This is a genomic window from Achromobacter piechaudii NBRC 102461, assembly GCF_001571245.1.
GTDB classification, from domain to species: Bacteria; Pseudomonadota; Gammaproteobacteria; order Burkholderiales; family Burkholderiaceae_B; genus Achromobacter; species Achromobacter piechaudii.
Window position 1 is genome coordinate 554,154 of record NZ_BCTK01000006.1, and the last position, 18,300, is coordinate 572,453.

At 64.0% G+C, this 18,300-nt stretch carries 17 protein-coding genes; 9 read left to right on the forward strand and 8 right to left on the reverse strand.

Going from position 1 to position 18,300, the window contains the following annotated elements:
- Positions 1–59 precede the first annotated feature (59 nt).
- The 5 genes from API01S_RS14630 to API01S_RS14650 form a co-directional block, all read right to left on the reverse strand.
- Positions 60–1,073, reverse strand: a complete 1,014-nt coding sequence (locus API01S_RS14630; RefSeq protein ID WP_050729498.1) for an amidohydrolase family protein — start codon at positions 1,071–1,073, stop codon at positions 60–62.
- 29 nt (positions 1,074–1,102) lie between these two features.
- Positions 1,103–1,636, reverse strand: a complete 534-nt coding sequence (locus API01S_RS14635; protein ID WP_050729497.1) for a 3-hydroxyanthranilate 3,4-dioxygenase — start codon at positions 1,634–1,636, stop codon at positions 1,103–1,105.
- A gap of 153 nt (positions 1,637–1,789) precedes the next feature.
- Positions 1,790–2,845, reverse strand: coding sequence for a LysR substrate-binding domain-containing protein (locus API01S_RS14640; RefSeq protein ID WP_006221622.1), 1,056 nt, complete (start codon positions 2,843–2,845; stop codon positions 1,790–1,792).
- 26 nt (positions 2,846–2,871) lie between these two features.
- Positions 2,872–3,303 carry a RidA family protein gene (locus API01S_RS14645; RefSeq protein WP_006221621.1) on the reverse strand — a complete coding sequence of 144 codons (432 nt, stop codon included), beginning with the start codon at positions 3,301–3,303 and terminating at the stop codon, positions 2,872–2,874.
- Positions 3,304–3,342: 39 nt separating this feature from the next.
- The gene (locus API01S_RS14650) at positions 3,343–4,800 is read right to left on the reverse strand and encodes a 2-hydroxymuconic semialdehyde dehydrogenase (RefSeq protein ID WP_050729688.1); all 1,458 of its coding nucleotides are present in this window, start codon (positions 4,798–4,800) and stop codon (positions 3,343–3,345) included.
- A gap of 161 nt (positions 4,801–4,961) precedes the next feature.
- Here API01S_RS14650 and API01S_RS14655 point away from each other — a divergent pair, with 161 nt between their 5' ends.
- On the forward strand, positions 4,962–5,438 hold the full coding sequence (locus API01S_RS14655; protein WP_050729496.1) for a MarR family winged helix-turn-helix transcriptional regulator: 477 nt from the start codon (positions 4,962–4,964) through the stop codon (positions 5,436–5,438).
- 7 nt (positions 5,439–5,445) lie between these two features.
- On the opposite strand, the gene API01S_RS14660 is transcribed toward API01S_RS14655, so the two are convergent.
- The 3 genes from API01S_RS14660 to groES form a co-directional block, all read right to left on the reverse strand.
- Positions 5,446–6,366 carry a YihY/virulence factor BrkB family protein gene (locus API01S_RS14660; protein WP_039884540.1) on the reverse strand — a complete coding sequence of 307 codons (921 nt, stop codon included), beginning with the start codon at positions 6,364–6,366 and terminating at the stop codon, positions 5,446–5,448.
- 259 nt (positions 6,367–6,625) lie between these two features.
- Positions 6,626–8,266 carry a chaperonin GroEL gene (gene groL, locus API01S_RS14665; RefSeq protein ID WP_050729495.1) on the reverse strand — a complete coding sequence of 547 codons (1,641 nt, stop codon included), beginning with the start codon at positions 8,264–8,266 and terminating at the stop codon, positions 6,626–6,628.
- A gap of 37 nt (positions 8,267–8,303) precedes the next feature.
- Positions 8,304–8,591, reverse strand: a complete 288-nt coding sequence (groES, locus tag API01S_RS14670; protein WP_006221616.1) for a co-chaperone GroES — start codon at positions 8,589–8,591, stop codon at positions 8,304–8,306.
- Between the two features lie 270 nt (positions 8,592–8,861).
- On the opposite strand from groES, the gene API01S_RS14675 reads away from it, so the two are divergent.
- The 8 genes from API01S_RS14675 (at position 8,862) to API01S_RS14710 (ending at position 18,289) form a co-directional block, all read left to right on the forward strand.
- Entirely contained in the window at positions 8,862–9,404 is a 543-nt protein-coding gene (locus API01S_RS14675) for an RNA polymerase sigma factor (protein ID WP_254598456.1), read from the forward strand.
- Positions 9,401–10,465, forward strand: coding sequence for a FecR family protein (locus API01S_RS14680; RefSeq protein ID WP_050729494.1), 1,065 nt, complete (start codon positions 9,401–9,403; stop codon positions 10,463–10,465). The genes API01S_RS14675 and API01S_RS14680 overlap by 4 nt, the downstream gene beginning before the upstream one ends.
- Before the next feature lie 86 nt (positions 10,466–10,551).
- A complete protein-coding gene (locus API01S_RS14685; RefSeq protein ID WP_061304974.1) occupies positions 10,552–12,957 on the forward strand; it encodes a TonB-dependent siderophore receptor in 2,406 nt (801 codons plus the stop codon).
- A gap of 203 nt (positions 12,958–13,160) precedes the next feature.
- Positions 13,161–13,511 (forward strand): hypothetical protein, encoded by a 351-nt coding sequence (locus tag API01S_RS29425; protein ID WP_174544676.1) that lies wholly within the window; start codon positions 13,161–13,163, stop codon positions 13,509–13,511.
- A gap of 42 nt (positions 13,512–13,553) precedes the next feature.
- On the forward strand, positions 13,554–14,072 hold the full coding sequence (locus tag API01S_RS14695; protein WP_061304978.1) for a sigma-70 family RNA polymerase sigma factor: 519 nt from the start codon (positions 13,554–13,556) through the stop codon (positions 14,070–14,072).
- Positions 14,069–15,031, forward strand: coding sequence for a FecR domain-containing protein (locus API01S_RS14700; protein WP_061304980.1), 963 nt, complete (start codon positions 14,069–14,071; stop codon positions 15,029–15,031). Before API01S_RS14695 ends, API01S_RS14700 begins: the two co-directional genes overlap by 4 nt.
- A 95-nt stretch (positions 15,032–15,126) precedes the next feature.
- Positions 15,127–17,535: a TonB-dependent siderophore receptor gene (locus tag API01S_RS14705; RefSeq protein ID WP_061304982.1), complete on the forward strand. Its 2,409-nt coding sequence runs from the start codon at positions 15,127–15,129 to the stop codon at positions 17,533–17,535.
- 196 nt (positions 17,536–17,731) lie between these two features.
- A complete protein-coding gene (locus API01S_RS14710) occupies positions 17,732–18,289 on the forward strand; it encodes a sigma-70 family RNA polymerase sigma factor (protein ID WP_061304984.1) in 558 nt (185 codons plus the stop codon).
- The last annotated feature ends 11 nt before the right edge of the window (positions 18,290–18,300 follow it).

An 18,300-nucleotide genomic window follows, 5' to 3' on the forward strand; every position in this document is an offset into this window, starting at 1 on the left:
TTCCCTTGAGTTGCCGTGTGTGACGGTCGTGGTCGTGATGGCTGCGCCGCGCAAGGCGCCTATGGCTGCAACCCCGGCTCCAATCCAAAAAACGTCATCGTGTTGCGAAACAGGATCTTCTGCTGCACCTCGGGCACCAACTCTGCGTGCGCGACCAGGCGGCCCACTTCCTGTTCGCCCAGCGGGTAGGGGTAGTCCGAACCCAGCAGCACGCGGTCTTCGCCCATCACGTCGATCAACAGACGCAGCGAGCGTGGGTCGAACACGGCGCTGTCGGTATAGAAGCGGTCGGTATACGACGAGGGCAATTGCGGGCAATCCTGCCGGATGATGTCGCGATGCCGCCACGCGTTGTCCACGCGGCCCAGCAGGTACGCGAAGCTGCCGCCGCCGTGCGCAAAGCAAAGCTTCAGGCTGCGAGGAATGCGCTCGAACGCGCCGGACAGGATCAGCGACAGAATGCCCAGCTGCGTTTCAGCGGGCATGGACACCAGCCACGGCAACATCCATTTCTTCATGCGGCCGTCGGTCATCATGTCCCACGGATGCACCAGCACGGGGATGTCGTTGTTGGCGCAGTGGATCAGGAACTGCACCAGCGTCTCGTCGTCCAGATCGCGCGGGCCGACGTGGTTGCCGATCTGCACGCCCAGATGGCCGGCGGCGCGCGCGCGGCTGGCTTCCTGGCAAGCCAGCTCCAGATCTTGCAGCGGCACCTGCGCCAACGCCTTCAGGCGCGAGGGCGCATAGGCGCAATGTTCCAGCGCCAGGTCGTTCATGCGCGCGGCCCAGTCGGCGGCAGGCCGCGCGGGGTAGGTGTAGCCGAACATGATCGGCGTGGCGCACAGGATCTGCACGTCCACGCCATGGCGATCCATCTGCTCGATGCGCAGCGCGGGGTCCCACAAGGTGGCGTCCACCGGCCGGAACTCGCGCTCGCCCGCCATGATTTGGCCCGTGGCGCCATCGGCGTCAGGGCGCAGCCAGGGCGCGTTCACGGGATCAAGCGCCGCCGCTTCCTGCCGCGTGATCGGCGGGAAGAAGTGGGCGTGCATGTCGATTTTCTGGATCATGGATCTGGCTTTGCGTAGGAGTTGGGGCGCTAGGCGGGCGCGTGGCCCTTGCCGGGATGGATGTGGCCGCAGCCGGGGCAGGTGCGCTTGTCGGTGTTGTCGTAGAACGCCTGGAACAGCGGCGGCAGATCGGTGACGATGCTCTTCAACTGCACTTGAACGCGATGCACCAGATGGCCGCATTCGGGGCAATACCACTCGAAGCCGTCCATGAGACCCACGGGACGCTGGCGTTCGATGACCAGACAGGCGCTGTCTGCTTCCGGACGTTGCGGCGAATGGCGCACGTGCGGCGGCAGCAGGAAGATGTCGCCTTCTTTCAGGTCGACGCGTTCGGGCTTGCCGTCCACCCACAAGGACAGCCAGGCGTTGCCCCGCAGCTGATAGAAGAATTCTTCCAGCGGATCATCGTGATAATCGGTGCGGTGGTTGGGGCCGCCGACCACCGTGACGATGAAATCGGCGTCTTGCCAGATCTGCTGATTGCCCACGGGCGGCTTGAGCAGATGGGCGTGTTCGTCGATCCAGCGCTGGAAATTCAAGGGCGGGCCATAGGCGGGCATGAAGATCTCCGGGGAGCTTGGTTGGTGAAGTCTAGGCGGGCGGAGCGCCGGGGGAATAATAGAAATTGCGCGGTTGGATATGCGGCTTATCTATCGCGGGGTTTCCCGTAGACAGAGGCAGATGGGCGGGCAGCGTGGCCCGCGCCGGAAGGCTTATTGCGCGGGAAGGGCCGACGCCGGATCGCGTTGCGCGGTGATGGCTTTCAGGTATTCCACCAGGCGCTGGCACGCGGGCGTCATGGGACGATCGGCGCGGATGGAATAACCCACGTCGCCGAAGTCGCCGAACACCGTGGTGGGCAAGCGCGCGAGCAAACCCATGGACAGGAACTGCGCCGCCGCGTCATAGGGAATCAGCGCCAGCGCGTCGCTGTGCATCAGGATGCCGATGTTGGTCAGGAGCGATAGCGATTCGACATGGCGCGCGGGCAGGCGCAGGCCGGCGTCGAAGAACGTGCGTTCAATGGAGGCGCGCAGGGGCGAGGTAGGCGCGGGCAGGATCCAGATGTGGTCGATCAGGTCGGCCAGCGCGACGTCCTGCTCGCGCGCCAGGGGATGCTGCGCGCCGACCACCAGGCAAAGTTCTTCGCGGTACAGCTTGTGGTGATCGACCGCCACGCCCGAGATGGACGCCATGTCCGCGCCGGGCAGTCGGCCCACGACGATATCGACGTCGCCCGTCGCCAGCGCGGGCAGCAGTTGCGCCGACGGCCCTTCGCGCACGCTGACCTGAATGCCGGGGTGGTCGGTCATCAGGCGCGCGATGGCTTCGGGCAGCAGCTTGGCGCTGGCCGCGATCAGCGTGCCCACCACCACGTGGCCGCTGGCGCCGCCCAGCACGGCGTCGATGTCGTCGGCCATGTAGCGCACTTCGGCCAGCATGGCATGCACGCGCCGGCCGAGCACCAGCGCAAGCTCAGTCGGCGTCACGCCACGATTCGAACGTTCAAACAGGGTCGCGCCGAAAAAGGCTTCCAGGTCGTGGATGGCCTTGGTGACGGTGGGCTGGGTCAGGTGCAGTTCGCTGGCGGCGCGCGACAGCGAACGGCGCGCCAGCACGCGTTCGAAAATCTGGAGTTGATGCAGCTTCAGCTTGTGGCTGAGGGCATTGGGCGTGATGCGGAAATTCGACATGCTTGCGGTCGCCCGGGCGGCGCGCCGCGAGCCATCGTCCTGTTGCGGGTGTGAACGCAAAATGCCGTCGCCCATGGTGCGTGCGCCGCGTCGCCGTGCCGTCAGCGCGCCAGCGGCTTGTAGGCGACCGCCTTGATTTCAATCAGCAATTGCGGGTGCGGCAGCTGATGCACCGCGACGGTCGTGCGCGCCGGGCCATCGGCGTCGAAGAACTCGCCGTAGACGTGATTGTATCCACCGAAGTCGTTCATGTTGACCAGGAAAGTACTGATCTCGACGACGTCAGCCAGCGTGGCGTCGGCGGTGGCGAGGATGTCGCGGATGTTCTCGATGACCGCGCGCGTTTGCACGCGGATGTCCAGCGTGGTCGTGCCCATGGCGTCGACCTCGGCGCCGGCGATACGGTTGTCGGGCAGGCGCGAGCTGGTACCGGATACGTAGAGGAAGTCGCCCGCGCGCTTGATGTGCGGATACTTGCCGCGCGGGGTGGCCTTGCCGGCCACGACGGTGGCGCTGACGTTGGGTTGGTTCATTGCGGTGTCCTTTGAGTTGTTCTTTTGGTGGGCGGGGGATCAGAGCTTGATGCAGACGTTGGTGGGCTCGGTGTAGAAATGCAGCGAATGGCGGCCGCCTTCACGGCCGATGCCGGACAGGCCGCTGCCGCCAAACGGCGTGCGCAGGTCGCGCAGGAACCAGCAATTGACCCAGGCGAGACCAACCTTCATGGCTTGCGCCACGCGATGCCCGCGAGTCAGGTTCTGCGTCCAGACGGCGGCGGCCAGGCCGTACCGCGTGTCGTTGGCCAGCCGGATGGCCTCTTCTTCGGTGTCGAAGGGGGCGACGTGGCACACGGGGCCGAACACTTCTTCCTTGATGCAGCGCGCGTTTTCGCTCAGGCCGGTCCAGATGGTGGGTTGCACGTAGGCGCCGTCATCGCGTGCGTCGCCAAACACTGGCACGCCGCCGCCCGTCACCACCGTCGCGCCTTCTTCGCGCGCCAGCGCAAAGTACGACAGCACCTTTTCACGATGTTCGCGCGAGACCAGCGGACCCATTTCGGTGGCAGGGTCCAGCGGCCAGCCGATGCGCATGTCGCGGGCGCGTTGCGCCAGCGCGGCGACAAAACGTTCGTAGATGGGGCGTTCGACGTAGACGCGTTCGGTGCACAGGCAGACTTGTCCGCAGTTGGCGAAGACCGAGCGCGTGACGCCATCGACCGCCGCGTCGAAGTCGGCGTCGGCAAAGACCAGCGCCGCGTTCTTGCCGCCCAGTTCGAATGACACGGGCTTCACGCCCGGCGCCACGGCGCGCATGATGGCCGAGCCGGTGGCGGACTCGCCGGTGAAGGTGATGCCGTCGATGTCGGGATGCGTCGTCATGAATTCGCCTGCCGAGCCGGGCCCGAAGCCGTGCGTCAGGTTCAGCACGCCTGGGGGCAGCCCGGCCTGGTCGGCCACTTCGGCCAACAGCGTGGCCGTGCTGGGCGTGACCTCGGACGGCTTCATGATGACCGTGTTGCCAAACGCCAGCGCGGGCGCGACCTTCCAGGTCAAGAGCAGCAGCGGCAGGTTCCAGGGCGAGATCACGCCGACCACGCCAAGCGGCTTGCGGTAGGCGTAGTTCAGCGCCTGCCGTCCGTCGGGCGTATCGGTCATGTAGCTTTCCATGTCCAGCGTGCGCGCCAATTCCGCGAAGGCGCGAAAGTTGGCTGCGCCTCGGGGGATATCGATGTTCTTGGCCCACTCGACGGGCTTGCCGGTGTCGCCGATCTCGGCTTGCAGGAAGTCGTCGAAGCGGCGCGTGATGCCGTCGGCCAAAGCCAGCAGGTGATCGGTGCGCGCCGCCACCGATAAGGCGGCCCAGGCGGGCAATGCGCGATGCGCGGCGGCGACGGCGCGGTTGACCTGATCCTGACTGGCCTCGTGCACCTGCGCAATCAGTTGCCCGTCCACCGGGCTGAGTTTATTGAACGTGGACGCGCCGTCTTCAAAGCGGCCGTCTATGTAGTTGCGCAGCTGGCGGATCGTCACGATCAAGGCCCTTGTGTGGTTTCGGGCCGTGGCGGCGGACCCGTCGATGGGTATTAGGTACGTATACGTACTATATTGCGGATCATAGGCAGCGGCGCGATCCAAGTCAATGCACGTTTCCCGCAGCCTACAATCGGCACGCGCAACCCCTTGGACGCCAGATGACCTCCACCGCCCGACCCGCCGCGCCCCGCGCCCTGAAAAATTTCGATCTGACGCAAGTCGCCTCGCACCTGCTGCGGCGCGCCCACTTCCGCGCGGAGGCCTTGTTTGCAGAGGCCATTCCAGATGAAGATCTGACGCCTCGGCAGAAGGCCCTGCTGATCACCGTGTACCAGCACCCCGGTGCGACGCAGAACCGCATCGCGGAACTGATCGCGTTGGATCGCAATTCCTTTGCTGAAATGATCGCGCGCATGACCGCGAAGGGTTACGTGCGGCGCACACGCTCCGCGCAGGACGGACGCGCTTATGCACTGGAGATCACGGATGCGGGGGTGGCGTTATTGGCGCGCGTCCTGCCTAAGGATGCGCAGGTCGAAGCGCAGGTGCTGGCGCCGATTCCTGAGGAACTTCGGCCCGTGTTCCTGAAATGTCTGCGCTTGATGGCAGGATTGGAGCCGCAGGACGAAGCGTGATGCGCGCTCAGTTGCCAGTGGAGGGCGCAGGCGAGTCGGTGGGGGTTGGCTTGGTTGCGCTGCCGAAACGCAGCGCGAATTGCCGGGTGAACACCGCGCCAAAGAAGAAGATCTGCGCGGAATAGTAGATCCACAGCAGTAGCGCGATGAGCGATCCGGCCGCGCCATAGGCGGACACCGCGGCGCCCCGGCTCAGATACAGGCCGATGCCCCACTTGCCCACCAGGAACAAGGCGGCGGTCACGATGGCGCCAGGTATCACGTCCGGCCACGAGATCTTGGCGCTGGGCAACAGCTTGAAGATCACCGCGAAAAGCGCCACCACGACGGAAAAAGAAAACAGCGTCGACAGCCAATCGGCCACGGTCGCGAAGGTGGATGCCATCCACAGGTCGCCGTACAGCTTTTGCGCCGCGCCCAGCGCGGCGTTCACGGTCAGCGACACCAGCAGGAACAGCGCAAGCACCAGCACCAGTCCGAACGACAGCATGCGGCTGCGCACCATGCCCTGGATGCCGCCCTTCTGGTTGGCGGACACTTCCCACAAATCGTCCAGGCTGGCTTTCAGTTCGGCAAACGCGGTGGTGGCGCTGAAGATCAGCACAAAAATGGAGATCAACGCGGCGATCCAGCCGCCTCCCGATTCATGGGCGCTGGCCAACACGGTTTGGATCACTTCCGCGCCGCGTTCGCCGGTCAGGCTGCGCATCTGCTCGAACAGCTCGGACCGCACGGCGTCTTCGCCATAGAACGCGCCGGCCACCGCGATCACCAGGATCAGCATCGGCGCCAGCGAAAACACCATGTAAAGCGCCAGCGCGGCGCCTTTGCTGGAGGCACGGTGACTCGACCACTGATTGGCGGAGTCCATCAACAGCCCGCCGATCTCGGACGGACGCAAGGCTCGCAGGCTCTTGGGTAGGCGCATGGGGCTGCTCGGCTTGGGCGGAGGAAACTTCATTGTAGGGACGCATGCGCCGCAGCGAAACCGCAAGTTTGTGCGTAAACGTGATCGCGCCGGGGGGCATTCGGGCGGGTTGGAAACAACAGGCAAACATTGCGGCCGCTCAGACGCAATGCGTTCAGCGCGCACAAAAAGAAAAACCTCCGGGGCGAAGGTCCGGAGGTTTTTCGGATACTGCATTCCCCGGCTTGACGCCGGGGAGGCCGTGCAAGGAAAGCGGGACTTAGAAGTCCATGCCGCCCATGCCGCCCATGCCACCCGGCATGGCCGGGGCAGCGGGCTTGTCTTCGGCCAGTTCGACCACGGCGGCTTCCGCCGTCAGCAGCAGGCTGGCGACGGAGGCAGCGTTTTGCAGGGCGGTGCGGGTCACCTTGGTGGGATCCAGAACGCCTTGCTCAACCAGGTCGGTGTACTCGCCGGTTGCGGCGTTGTAGCCGTAGTTGCCCTTGCCGTTCAGCACGTTGCTGACCACGACGCTGGCTTCTTCGCCGGCGTTCGTGACGATGGTGCGCAGCGGCTCTTCCACAGCACGCAGGATCAGCTTGATACCGGCGTTCTGGTCAGGCGTGTCGCCCTTCAGTTCAGCGATGGCTTGCTTGGCGCGCAGCAGTGCAACACCGCCACCAGCCACAACGCCTTCTTCCACTGCGGCGCGGGTAGCGTGCAGGGCGTCTTCGACGCGAGCCTTCTTTTCCTTCATTTCGACTTCGGTGGCAGCGCCAACGCGAATCACGGCAACGCCGCCGGCCAGCTTGGCCACGCGTTCTTGCAGCTTTTCACGGTCGTAGTCGGACGTGGCTTCTTCGATCTGGATGCGGACTTGCTTGACGCGAGCCTCGATCGACTTGCTGTCGCCAGCGCCGTCGATGATCGTCGTGTTTTCCTTGCCCACTTCGATGCGCTTGGCTTGGCCCAGTTCAGCCAGGCCGGCCTTTTCCAGCGACATGCCGGTTTCTTCGGAGATCACCGTGCCGCCCGTCAGGATGGCGATGTCTTCCAGCATGGCCTTGCGGCGGTCGCCGAAGCCCGGAGCCTTGACGGCGGTGGTCTTCAGGATGCCACGGATGTTGTTCACAACCAGGGTGGCCAGCGCTTCGCCTTCGACGTCTTCGGCGATGATCAGCAGCGGACGGCTCGACTTGGCAACTTGCTCCAGCACCGGCAGCAGGTCACGGATGTTGCTGATCTTCTTGTCGAAAATCAGGACAAACGGATCTTCCAGCACGGCAACTTGCTTTTCCGGGCTGTTGATGAAGTAGGGCGACAGGTAGCCGCGGTCGAATTGCATGCCTTCGACGACGTCCAGCTCGTTTTCCAGCGACTTGCCGTCTTCGACGGTGATGACGCCTTCCTTGCCCACCTTGTCCATCGCGTCAGCGATGATCTGGCCGATGGAGGAATCGCTGTTGGCCGAGATCGAACCGACTTGAGCGATTTCCTTGCTGGTCGTGACCGGCTTGGATTGCTTCTTCAGTTCGGCGACGGCAGCGGCGACAGCCTTGTCGATACCGCGCTTCAGGTCGATCGGGTTGAAACCGGCGGCAACGTACTTCAGGCCTTCCATGACGATGGCTTGAGCCAGCACGGTGGCGGTCGTGGTGCCGTCACCGGCGTTGTCGGAGGTCTTGGAAGCAACGTCCTTGACCAGTTGTGCGCCGATGTTTTCGAACTTGTCCTTCAGTTCGATTTCCTTGGCGACGGAGACGCCGTCCTTGGTCACGGTCGGGGCGCCGAACGAGCGCTCCAGCACGACGTTGCGACCCTTGGGGCCCAGGGTGGTCTTAACAGCGTTGGCGAGAACATTCACGCCGCGGACGATACGCACGCGGGCGTCGTCACCGAACAATACTTGCTTGGCAGCCATTTCTTAGCTTCCTTCGAAAATTCGTTTGAGGCGGGGTTTACTGGACCACGGCGAGGATTTCGTCCTCGCGGATGACGAGCAGTTCTTCGCCATCAACCTTCACGGACTGGCCGGCGTACTTGCCGAACAGAACCTTGTCGCCAGCCTTCAGGTCGACCGGCAGAATCTTGCCGTCTTCGGTCTTCTTGCCGGGGCCGACGGCCACGACTTCGCCTTGATCAGGCTTTTCTGCGGCGCTGTCGGGGATGACGATGCCCGAGGCAGTCTTGCGCTCGTTTTCGAGGCGTTTGACGATCACGCGATCGCCCAGGGGACGCAAGGCCATGAGGAACTCCTGTTTACTTGATTGAAAGTGAATGATCGGTTAGCCCCGGGAGGGCTGTTAGCACTCACCGGTGTCGAGTGCTAATTATAGGGATGATGTTCTGAGGTTCAAGGGGGGGAGGGGCGGGTGTTACATATTGGCTTGCCAGGGTCGACAGCCACTTCACTCGGGATTTGCTTGTTGTCGAAGTTCATTCAATTTGAGATTTGGTTCATTGAACGCGCCAAATTGATTGTGATTCTCATTTGCACGTATACTCGCCGCCGTCCGGTGACACGCACCGGCTTCGAAGGCAAAGCCGCCGTGGTTGTCCGCTATTACCGAGAACTGCTCAAGTTTCTGCACCGGTCCGTTAACGACAGCGATGTCGCGGCGGATCTGGCTCAGGAAAGCGTTGCGCGTGTCTTGGCGGTGCAGCAGTCCGGCCAGGCTGTCGCAGAGCCGCGCGCCTTGTTGTATCGCACCGCGCGCAATCTCGTGATCGACCAGCATCGCCGTGACAATGTGCGCGGCCAGTCCGTTGCGCTGGACGACGAGTCGGCGGTGCAGCCCTACCTGACCGCCCCGCAGGCGCACGAGCCCGAGACGGCCGCCATATCCACGCAGCACACGCAGGCGTTGTTGAACGTCATCGGAGCCTTGCCTCTGCGCTGCCGCGAAGCCTTCATCCTGCATAAATTCGATGGCCTGCCGCAAGCCGAGGTTGCGCGCCAGATGGGTATTTCGCTGACCATGGTCGAACGCCACATCAAGACCGCGCTGCTGGCGTGCCGCCGCTGCCAAGACGGTGATGGCGCGAAGGAGGCGCGATGACGCTCGCTCCCCATCCCGAACGCCCTGACCTGGACGCTGAAGCGCTCGACTGGTTCGTGCGTTGCGGCGACGCGCCGACTGCTGAATTGCAGGCTTGGCTGGATGCCGATCCCGCGCATCGGCAGGCCTATGCACGCTGGGCCGAAGACTGGGCACAGCTGGACCATCTGCCCCATGCCGGCATCGCCGCGCTGAAGCACGACCTGGCCGATCAGAAGCACCACGCCTCGCGCGTCAGTGCCAGCGCCAGTGCCAACGCCAGCGGCCGTGCCTCATGGTGGACGGCGCTGCGCCGCTGGCCGCCGCAGGCAGCGCTGGCCAGCCTCGTGATCGCGGCGGGCGCCGCCTATCTGGCGTGGGCCCAATGGCATACGGCACCCGCGCTCTATGCCGAAACCTTTGTCACGGGCCGCGGCGAACAGCGCGACGTAACCTTGCCCGACGGCAGCCTGCTGCGTCTGGACACAGCAACACGCGTCGAAGTCACGCTGTACGAAAAACGCCGCGTCGTCAGCATCCCGGACGGCCAGGCCGTGTTTCAGGTGCAGGGCGATACGCGGCGCCCGTTCGACGTGCTGGCCGGCCCCTTGAAGATCACCGTCGTCGGCACCCGGTTCTCGGTGCGGCACACCACCGGTGTGCCGGGCGATGACGGCGTGCGCGTGGCCGTGGACGAGGGCCGCGTCAACGTAGCGCGTGCCGACGGCTGGCGCGGCTGGTTCAGCGCACCTGAAACGCTGACGCCGGGCCAGCAACTGCGCGCGGATGCAGCGGGTGACATGTCGCCCGTAACCGCCGTGGCGCCGGCCGGTATCGCCCCATGGCGCGACGGCATGGTCTCGTTTGACAACACCCCGCTCAGCCAGGCCCTGGCGGAATTCGAACGTTATGGTGCAACCGGCTTGCGCGTGCGCAGCCCGGCCGTCGGCGCCCTGCGGCTGACCGGCACATTCGACCCACGCAACCTCACCCACTTCAAACGCAGCCTGCCCAAGGTGCTGCCCGTGCAGTTGCTGCCGCAAGCCGGCATCACCGAGATCGCTGCGCTGCCCGCGCCATAAAAACTTCTGAAAGCCAGGTTGGGTTGCGCGTCCCTCGTGCGTCTACTTGAGAAGGATTCTTAATCTTCCTATCAGGAGACCACTGCATGTCCCGCTTTTGCATCCGGCCCGCCCACTTGGCCGTCAGCCTCGCCCTGCTGTTTGGCGCGGCATCGGCCCAGGCGCAACCCACGGCGACTGTCGAAATCAGCATTCCGGCGCAACCGCTTGCCCAGGCGCTGGACGCGTTGGCGCGGCAAGCCAAGCTGGAACTGATGGTGCAACCCACGTTGATCGCCGACAAGAACGCGCCGGCGCTGCGTGGCCGCTACACCGCAACAGCGGCGTTTGAGCGTCTGCTTGCTGGTTCCGGCCTGATCGCAGAATTTGACGGCGGCTCGGTCACCATCCGGCCTGTGCCGCGCGGCGATGTCACGCTGGATCCCGTGCTGGTCACGGGCCTGACGCCGTTCAGCGCCACCACCGAAGGCACGGAGTCGTACACGTCGCCCGTCACCACCATCGGCAAAGGCACGCAATCGCTGCGCGACATCCCCCAGGCGATCAGCGTGGTGACGCGTGAGCGCATGGACGAACAAGGCATGACGTCGATCTACGACGCGCTGGCCAACACCACCGGCATCACCTTGCAGCAAAGCCCCCAACTCGGTAAATACGTTTACTCGCGCGGCTTTCGCAACACCTGGTACCAGTACGACGGCGTGCCGCTGGAACGCGGCATGTATGGCCGGGCCAGCAACTACACGGGCGGCACCGCCATCTACGACCGCGTCGAAGTGTTGCGCGGCGCGTCCGGCCTGCTGCAAGGTGGCGGCGAGCCCAGCGGCGCCGTCAACTTCGTGCGCAAACGCGCGCTGGCCGAACCCGGGTTCAGTGTCACCGCTACCGCCGGCATGTGGGACCGCGTTGGCACCCAGTTGGACGGCGGCGGCGCGCTGAACGAAGCCGGCACCTTGCGCGGCCGCGCCTTCATGGATGTGGAAAAGGCCGGCTCGTTCATCGACCACGTCAAGAACACCAATCAGACCTACTACGGCACGCTGGAATACGACCTGACGCCGCAAACGCAGGTGAGCCTGGGCCTGAGCTATGAGATCGCCGATGGCACGCCGAACGTGCGCGGCATTCCTTCGTACAGCGATGGCAAAAAGCTGGACGTGGTGCGCTCGTTTTCGATGGAACCCGGCTGGAACCGCCGCCACTCCACCACGCAGACGACCTACTTCGACCTGACCCACCGCTTCAACGACAACTGGCAGGCCAAGGTCACGGCCGTCAACATGCGCGAACGGCTGAACATGAAGTTCGCCAGCTCGGTTGCCGAACTGGACCCCGTCAACAACTTCGGCTCGTTATCGGCCGAATCCACCCGCAACGACATCAAGATCGGCGGCATCGACGCCAACCTGATCGGCAAGATCGACGCCTTCGGCTTGCAGCATGAACTGGTGGTGGGCGCCAACTACGCGCGCAACAAGATCTCTACCGACTACGGCAGCAAGTCCGGCTATTACGTGGGTGATATTTTCAATATCGGCCAGCTGCGTGAACCCAGCCAGCAGGAACTGGACGACGCGTATCTGGAACACCGCGACGGCAAGAGCGAGCAATACGGCGTCTATACCGCCGCGCGCATGCAGTTGGCGCAGCCCTTGAAACTGGTCCTGGGCGGCCGCATGAGCTGGTACGACATTGTCTGGGACACGCACACCACCGGCAGCTACACAGACGACTCCATCTACAAGCAACGCGTGTCGGCGGAATTCACGCCGTACGCCGGGTTGATCTTCGACCTGTCGCGGGAATGGTCGCTTTACGCCAGCTACGCCGACATCTTCAAACCGCAAAGCGAGCGCGACAAAGGCGGCAACCAGTTAAAGCCGGTGCTGGGTTCCAACTATGAAATCGGACTGAAGGGCGAACTGCTTGATGGCCGCGTCAACACGACCATTGCGCTCTTTCGTATCGACCAGAAGAACCGCGCGCAGACCGACTACAGCAGCGACCCCGTATGCGACATGGGCTGGTATTGCTACATGGCCTCGGGCAAGGTGCGCAGCCAGGGCCTGGACGCTGAAATCAGCGGCGAGATCCTGACCGGCTGGAACCTGTTCGCAGGCTACACCTACAACACCACCAAGTATCTGCAAGACGAGTCCAGCCAGGGCCAGCCGCTTAATCGCTTCACGCCCAAGCACATGCTGCGGCTGTGGAGCACCTATCGCCTGCCGGGCGAATGGAACCGCTACACGCTGGGCGGTGGCGTTAACGCCGAAAGCGGCAGCTACGACACCGGGTCCGTGCGAATCGACAACCCGGGACGTGCGGTGTGGAGCGCATTCGCCCGATACCGCATCGACAAGAACTGGGCGGCGTCGGTCAACGTGAACAACATTTTCGACAAGCGCTACTTCACCAATGTGGGTACCAATAACGGCGGCTTCTATGGAGACCCGCGCAACGTGATGTTGACGCTGCGCGGCACGTTCTAAGGCGCCGGCGCCGATCGCATTCGCTGGAGAGCTTCACACCATGGTCCGTCATCTGGACCTTGCCGTATCGGTGACCCTGGCAGGCAGCGCGGTTGCCGCCCCGTCGTTCAACTGCGCCAAAGCCTCCGCCCCGTTCGAAAAGTCGCGTTGCGGCAACTGGATGCTGGGCGACCAGCACGCCGTACGACGCCCTGCTTTCGGGCATGCGTTCGCGCCTGGCGTTTCTGAAAGCCATCAATCCGCAGCCCGCGCCGGGATTTGCCGGTAAATGGAAAAACCTGACAGGCGAAATCGAGATCACCCAGGGCGCCGATGGCCAGTTGATGGTGGCGGGCAATGCCCCGGCCGTACACCGGCCGTTGGGGCTGCGACCTGAGCGGCCGCAACACTGGTCGAACGCCGCTCAACTTGGGATGTGCGACATGCAGGTTGCGATCAAACATAGGTGTCAGCGCAGGGCCGGTTTGGCTTTCGCGCTCATCCATGCCAGCCGTGGTTCAACGCATCGGGGCAGCGATATAGGGATGTTGGCAGGGATGCTGGATGTAGAATGAGATACATTCCCATTAACAGTCCAGTTACCCGCTGCGCCGCACATGCTCCCGCGTTCCACGCTTTCATCGGACCCGCACCTTCTGGTCCGCATCTATACCGAAGACAGGCCATGGCTGCTCGGCCGCCTCTACACCCGGCTACGCAACATCGAAGATGCGGAGGACGTCGCGGGCGACACGTTCGTCCAGCTGATCCAGAACCCGATGCTCGCCTCCGCACGCGAGCCCCGCGCGCTCATCATCACCATCGCGAAGCGGCTGATCTGGAAACTGTGGCGCCGCCGGGAACTGGAAACCGCCTGGTTCGAAAGCCTGCTGGACAAGGGCGAGCAGTTCGCCCCGTCGCCGCAGGAGCAGCTCATCATTCTGCAGACGCTGCACCAGGTGGACCAGATGCTCGATGGCCTGTCCGCCAAGGCCCGCGCGGCCTTTCTATACAGCCAGCTCGACGGCCTGACGCACAAGGAGATCGCCGTCGCGTTGGGCGTATCGGTAAGCATGGTGCGGCAGTACATCTCGCAGGCGCTGCTGCGCTGCTATGCGCTGGCGGAGGCAACATGAGCCGCCAGCGGGCAACTACCGACGCTGCCGAACGCGCGATTGGCTTCTGGCTGAAGCTGACGTCCGGCGAGGCGACGGACGCCGACCACAGCGCATGCGCTGCGTGGCGCGCGGCCGACCCCGCCCACGAACGCGCTTGGGCACAACTTCAGCAAGGACTGAGCAATTCAGTGGGACGGCTGGAAGCCGTGATGAAGAATAAGCATCACGCCTTGCGACGCACGCTGGTGCGTCCCATGCGTCGCCGCGTGCTGCTCAATGCCGCCGGCCTGGTGGGGGTGGCGGCGGCCGGGGCCTGGGTGGCGAACCGGGTCTCTCCGCTGAGCAATCTGGTGGCCGATCTAGGCACCGCCACTGGAGAGCGCCGGGAGTTCACCCTTCCGGACGGCAGCCTGTTGACGCTGGACGCGCGCAGCCGGGTAGATCTGGAGTTCACGGCACAGACACGCAGCGTGTGTCTCCTGGAAGGTGCCCTGGCGGTGCAGCCGCGCACGGGCCTCCCCGCATTGTTCAACGTGCATACACCGCACGGCCAGGTGCGCAGCGCAGGTGCCGGCTTCATGGTTCGGCTGGAGACGCAGGCCAGCGTGGCGGTGGCTTTGCAAAACAGTATCGAGGTCCTCCCGCGCGAAGCCGAGCGGCTGACGCTGGCCTTCGGGCAAGGGGTGCGTTTTGGCGATGCCTGGGCGGACCGGCCGCAACCGATGGAAGACGCGGCGTCGTGGCGCGAGGGGTGGCTCAAGGCCCGCGACCAGCCGCTGGGCGAGATTGCGGCCGCGCTAGGTCGCTACCGGCCGGGCCTTTTGCGCGTGAGTCCCCGTGCCTCCGCCCTTGCTGTGTCCGGCCTGTACCCGCTGGACGATACCGACCGCGCGCTCAGCGCGCTGGAACATACCTTGCCGGTCACTGTCAGCCGCTACACGCGTTGGCTGACTTTGATCGACGTACGTCAGGCCTGACCGGCATTTTCATTTTTTTCGCATGAGGACTGTCACTTTTCCGATCTCGCGGCACATGTCTACATATCGCTGTGCGCAACGTATCGGAGATCTTCATGCGCATATTTCCTGTTCCCCATGTTCTATGCGCCGCCCTGGTCCTGGCGGCATCCAGCTTCACCCTGCCGGCGTATGCCCAGCCGCTCGCGCCCATCGCGTTCGATCTGCCCGCCGGCAGCCTGGACGCCACCTTGACCGAGATCGCGCGGTTGAGCCGGACCGTGGTGTCCTACGATCCGCAGCTCGTGCGCGGCTTGAATGCCCCTGCCGTGCGGGGCCTCTACACCACGGACGCGGCGCTGCGTGCAGCCTTGGCGGCCAGCGGGCTCGAGTCAACGCGGGCCGGGGATGGCACGTTGACCCTGCGGCGTGCGCCGAGCGCCCAGACCACCACGCTTGCGCCGGTCACGGTGTCCGGCATGCTGCCGCCGGTGGACACCAGCGGCACCTACGTCGTGCAGGCGACGAACAGCGCCACGCGCCTGAACCTGTCGCCGCGAGAAACCCCACAATCGGTGACGGTGGTGACGCGCCAGCGCATGGACGACCAGTCCATGCAGAATCTGGACGACGTGCTGCACGCGACCACCGGCATTTCGGTGGGGCAGAGCGGTTCCGAGCGCTCGGTGTACCAGGCGCGTGGCCAGCAGATCGACAACCTGCAGATCGACGGCGTGCCGGTCAACATCACCAACCCGTATTCGTTCGACGCCATTAATAAACCCACCACCGAGATCTACGACCGGGTCGAGGTGGTGCGCGGCGCCACGGGCCTCTTGGAGGGGGCGGGCAATCCGGCAGCCGCGATTAACATGGTCCGCAAGCGGCCCGGCTTCGAAACGACGGGAAGCATGACGCTGTCGGCGGGTTCGTGGGACAGCTACCGCAGCATGCTCGACGTGTCCTCGCCTCTGAACGACGCCAAGTCACTGCGCGGACGCGCCGTGATGGCCTACACCAACTCGGGCGACTTCCAGCAACATGCGGGCAAGGAGAACTCGCTTTTCTACGGCATCCTGGAGGCCGACATCACGCCCGCAACCACGGTGACGGCGGGCCTGACTTACCAGAAGGATCGCAACCAGGGTTATGACTGGTCCGGATTGCCTACGCGGGCCGACGGTTCGTTCTACCCGATGGCGCGCAAGACGGCGCTGGTCGGCGACTGGAACTACGTGAACAAGCGCAACACAAACCTGTTCGCCGACATCAAGCACGAATTCGACAACGGCTGGAAGTTCACCCTGGCCGGAAACTGGCTGTCCGCCAAGTCGGACTTCCTGGGCAACTACACGCAGCGCACCACTGGCGACCTCTTCACACTGAATCCGCGTCTTTTCCACTTCGACGATACGCAGTGGGGCGTGGATGTCTATGCGTCTGGCCCGTTCCAATTGCTGGGTCGCCAGCATGAGCTGGTGGTGGGCGCCTCTACGCGCAAGGACGATTTCGACTATCACGGCGGGCGCGACGCCAGCTATCACTATCTGGTCGACATGAACGACCTGGGCGCCTTCGATCCGCCCGCACCGACTGGACTGGACGTGGACATGTGGCAGTACAACATCACGCAGAAGCAGCAGGGCATCTACACAGCCGGCCGCTTCAGCCTGACCGACAGCACGACCTTCCTCCTGGGCGCGCGCATGAGCTGGTTCGAATCGGACCGCTTCGCGCAGACCACCGTGCGCACGGAAAGTCGCTATGAGCAGCGCGGCAAAGTCACGCCGTATGCCGGCGTGGTGCAGGACCTGAATGAAAACCTGTCGGCCTACGCCAGCTATACCGAAATCTTCAAACCGCAGGAGAACATCGGGGTCGATGGCAGCGTGCTGCCGCCGATGACCGGGCAGAATTACGAGATAGGCCTGAAGGGCGAGTTCATGGACCGCCGGGTGAACGCGGCGCTGGCCGTGTTCCAGACGGACCAGAAGGGTCGGGCCGACCCCGTCTACGAAATCGACCTGTGCCCCCCGGGCGTCCTTTCTTGCTTCCGCGCCGCTGAGAAGGTGCGAAACCGCGGCGTGGACTTTGAGATCAACGGCGCCATCACGCCGGCCTGGAACGTCAGCCTGGGCTACACGTACACCCAATCGAAGTACGCGCAGGGTCCGCAGTCCGGCCAGACGTTTGCGAGCACTTTTCCGCGCCACATGCTGAAGGTGAGCACCGACTACCGCTTGCCGGACCAATGGAACAAGTTGCGCGTGGGCGGCTCTGTCTATGCGCAGAGCGGCATCTTCAATGCCAGCGCGCCGGGCGAAAACGATTACAGGATCTCGCAGGGCGTCTACGCCCTTGTCGGCCTGCACGGGGTCTACGACGTCAACAAGAGCCTGGCGGTGCAGTTCAATGTGGACAATCTTTTCGACCGGCATTACTACCAATCGGTGGGCAACACCAACTACTTCAATTACTTCGGCCAGCCGCGCACGTTCCGGCTGGCGCTACGCGCTACGTTCTAGCCGCCCCGGACCGGGGGGGGGCAGGGCCCTCTCCCGGGACTCAACCTTGGAAACTCGGGATCACCGCGGCGCCAGTGCCCTGGCGCGATCGCTTCGTTGCAAAGCGATAAATATTTGTCGATAATCGGAAGTAATTCTTATTTAGATTTCTGCATCTCCGGATGGCGAGAAGTCTCTTACCGCTGTGGCCCGTGAGATGCCTACTTCAAACATCGAATCCCTTTACAGCAGCCATCATGGTTGGCTTCAGGGTTGGCTGCGCAGGCGCCTCGGCGATTCGTCCGATGCTGCTGACCTGGCGCATGATGCGTTTCTGCGACTGCTTCAGAGGCCTCGCCGTTTCGACAGCATGCCGGAAGCCCGGGCCTATCTGCGCTCGATGGCCAGCGGCATGTGCGTGGACCTGTGGCGGCGGCGCCAGATCGAACAAATGTGGCTCGAAGAGCTGGCCGCGCGGCCCGAGGCGATCGCTCCGTCGACGGAACATCAAGCCATCGTGGTCCAGGCCCTGCTGGAAATCGACACTATGTTGCGCAGCATGCCGGTCAAAGCCGCCAACGCCTTCGTGATGGCCGTCGCGTGCGACATGACCGACAGGGAAGTGGCCGAAGAATTAGGCGTGTCCACCCGGATGGTTCGCAAGTATGTATCCCAGGCCATGCTGCATTGCTTGATGCTGGAAGCGCGCGGCGTGGCGGCTGATCTGCCGGCGCACGCATCCCGATGGGCGGGCGTTGAGCCCGGCGCCAGCTGATGCAGAGACGG

Excerpts from the sequence above, each read along its gene's own strand:
- API01S_RS14645 (WP_006221621.1), bottom strand. The coding sequence starts at position 3,303 with ATGAACCAACCCAACGTCAGCGCCACCGTCGTGGCCGGCAAGGCCACC.
- API01S_RS14680 (WP_050729494.1), top strand. The coding sequence starts at position 9,401 with ATGACGCTCGCTCCCCATCCCGAACGCCCTGACCTGGACGCTGAAGCG.
- API01S_RS14705 (WP_061304982.1), top strand. The coding sequence starts at position 15,127 with ATGCGCATATTTCCTGTTCCCCATGTTCTATGCGCCGCCCTGGTCCTG.
- API01S_RS14710 (WP_061304984.1), top strand. The coding sequence starts at position 17,732 with ATGCCTACTTCAAACATCGAATCCCTTTACAGCAGCCATCATGGTTGG.
- API01S_RS14655 (WP_050729496.1), top strand. The coding sequence starts at position 4,962 with ATGACCTCCACCGCCCGACCCGCCGCGCCCCGCGCCCTGAAAAATTTC.
- groL (WP_050729495.1), bottom strand. The coding sequence starts at position 8,266 with ATGGCTGCCAAGCAAGTATTGTTCGGTGACGACGCCCGCGTGCGTATC.
- API01S_RS14700 (WP_061304980.1), top strand. The coding sequence starts at position 14,069 with ATGAGCCGCCAGCGGGCAACTACCGACGCTGCCGAACGCGCGATTGGC.
- API01S_RS14660 (WP_039884540.1), bottom strand. The coding sequence starts at position 6,366 with ATGCGCCTACCCAAGAGCCTGCGAGCCTTGCGTCCGTCCGAGATCGGC.
- API01S_RS14685 (WP_061304974.1), top strand. The coding sequence starts at position 10,552 with ATGTCCCGCTTTTGCATCCGGCCCGCCCACTTGGCCGTCAGCCTCGCC.
- groES (WP_006221616.1), bottom strand. The coding sequence starts at position 8,591 with ATGGCCTTGCGTCCCCTGGGCGATCGCGTGATCGTCAAACGCCTCGAA.
- API01S_RS29425 (WP_174544676.1), top strand. The coding sequence starts at position 13,161 with ATGCGTTCGCGCCTGGCGTTTCTGAAAGCCATCAATCCGCAGCCCGCG.
- API01S_RS14630 (WP_050729498.1), bottom strand. The coding sequence starts at position 1,073 with ATGATCCAGAAAATCGACATGCACGCCCACTTCTTCCCGCCGATCACG.
- API01S_RS14635 (WP_050729497.1), bottom strand. The coding sequence starts at position 1,636 with ATGCCCGCCTATGGCCCGCCCTTGAATTTCCAGCGCTGGATCGACGAA.
- API01S_RS14640 (WP_006221622.1), bottom strand. The coding sequence starts at position 2,845 with ATGGGCGACGGCATTTTGCGTTCACACCCGCAACAGGACGATGGCTCG.
- API01S_RS14695 (WP_061304978.1), top strand. The coding sequence starts at position 13,554 with ATGCTCCCGCGTTCCACGCTTTCATCGGACCCGCACCTTCTGGTCCGC.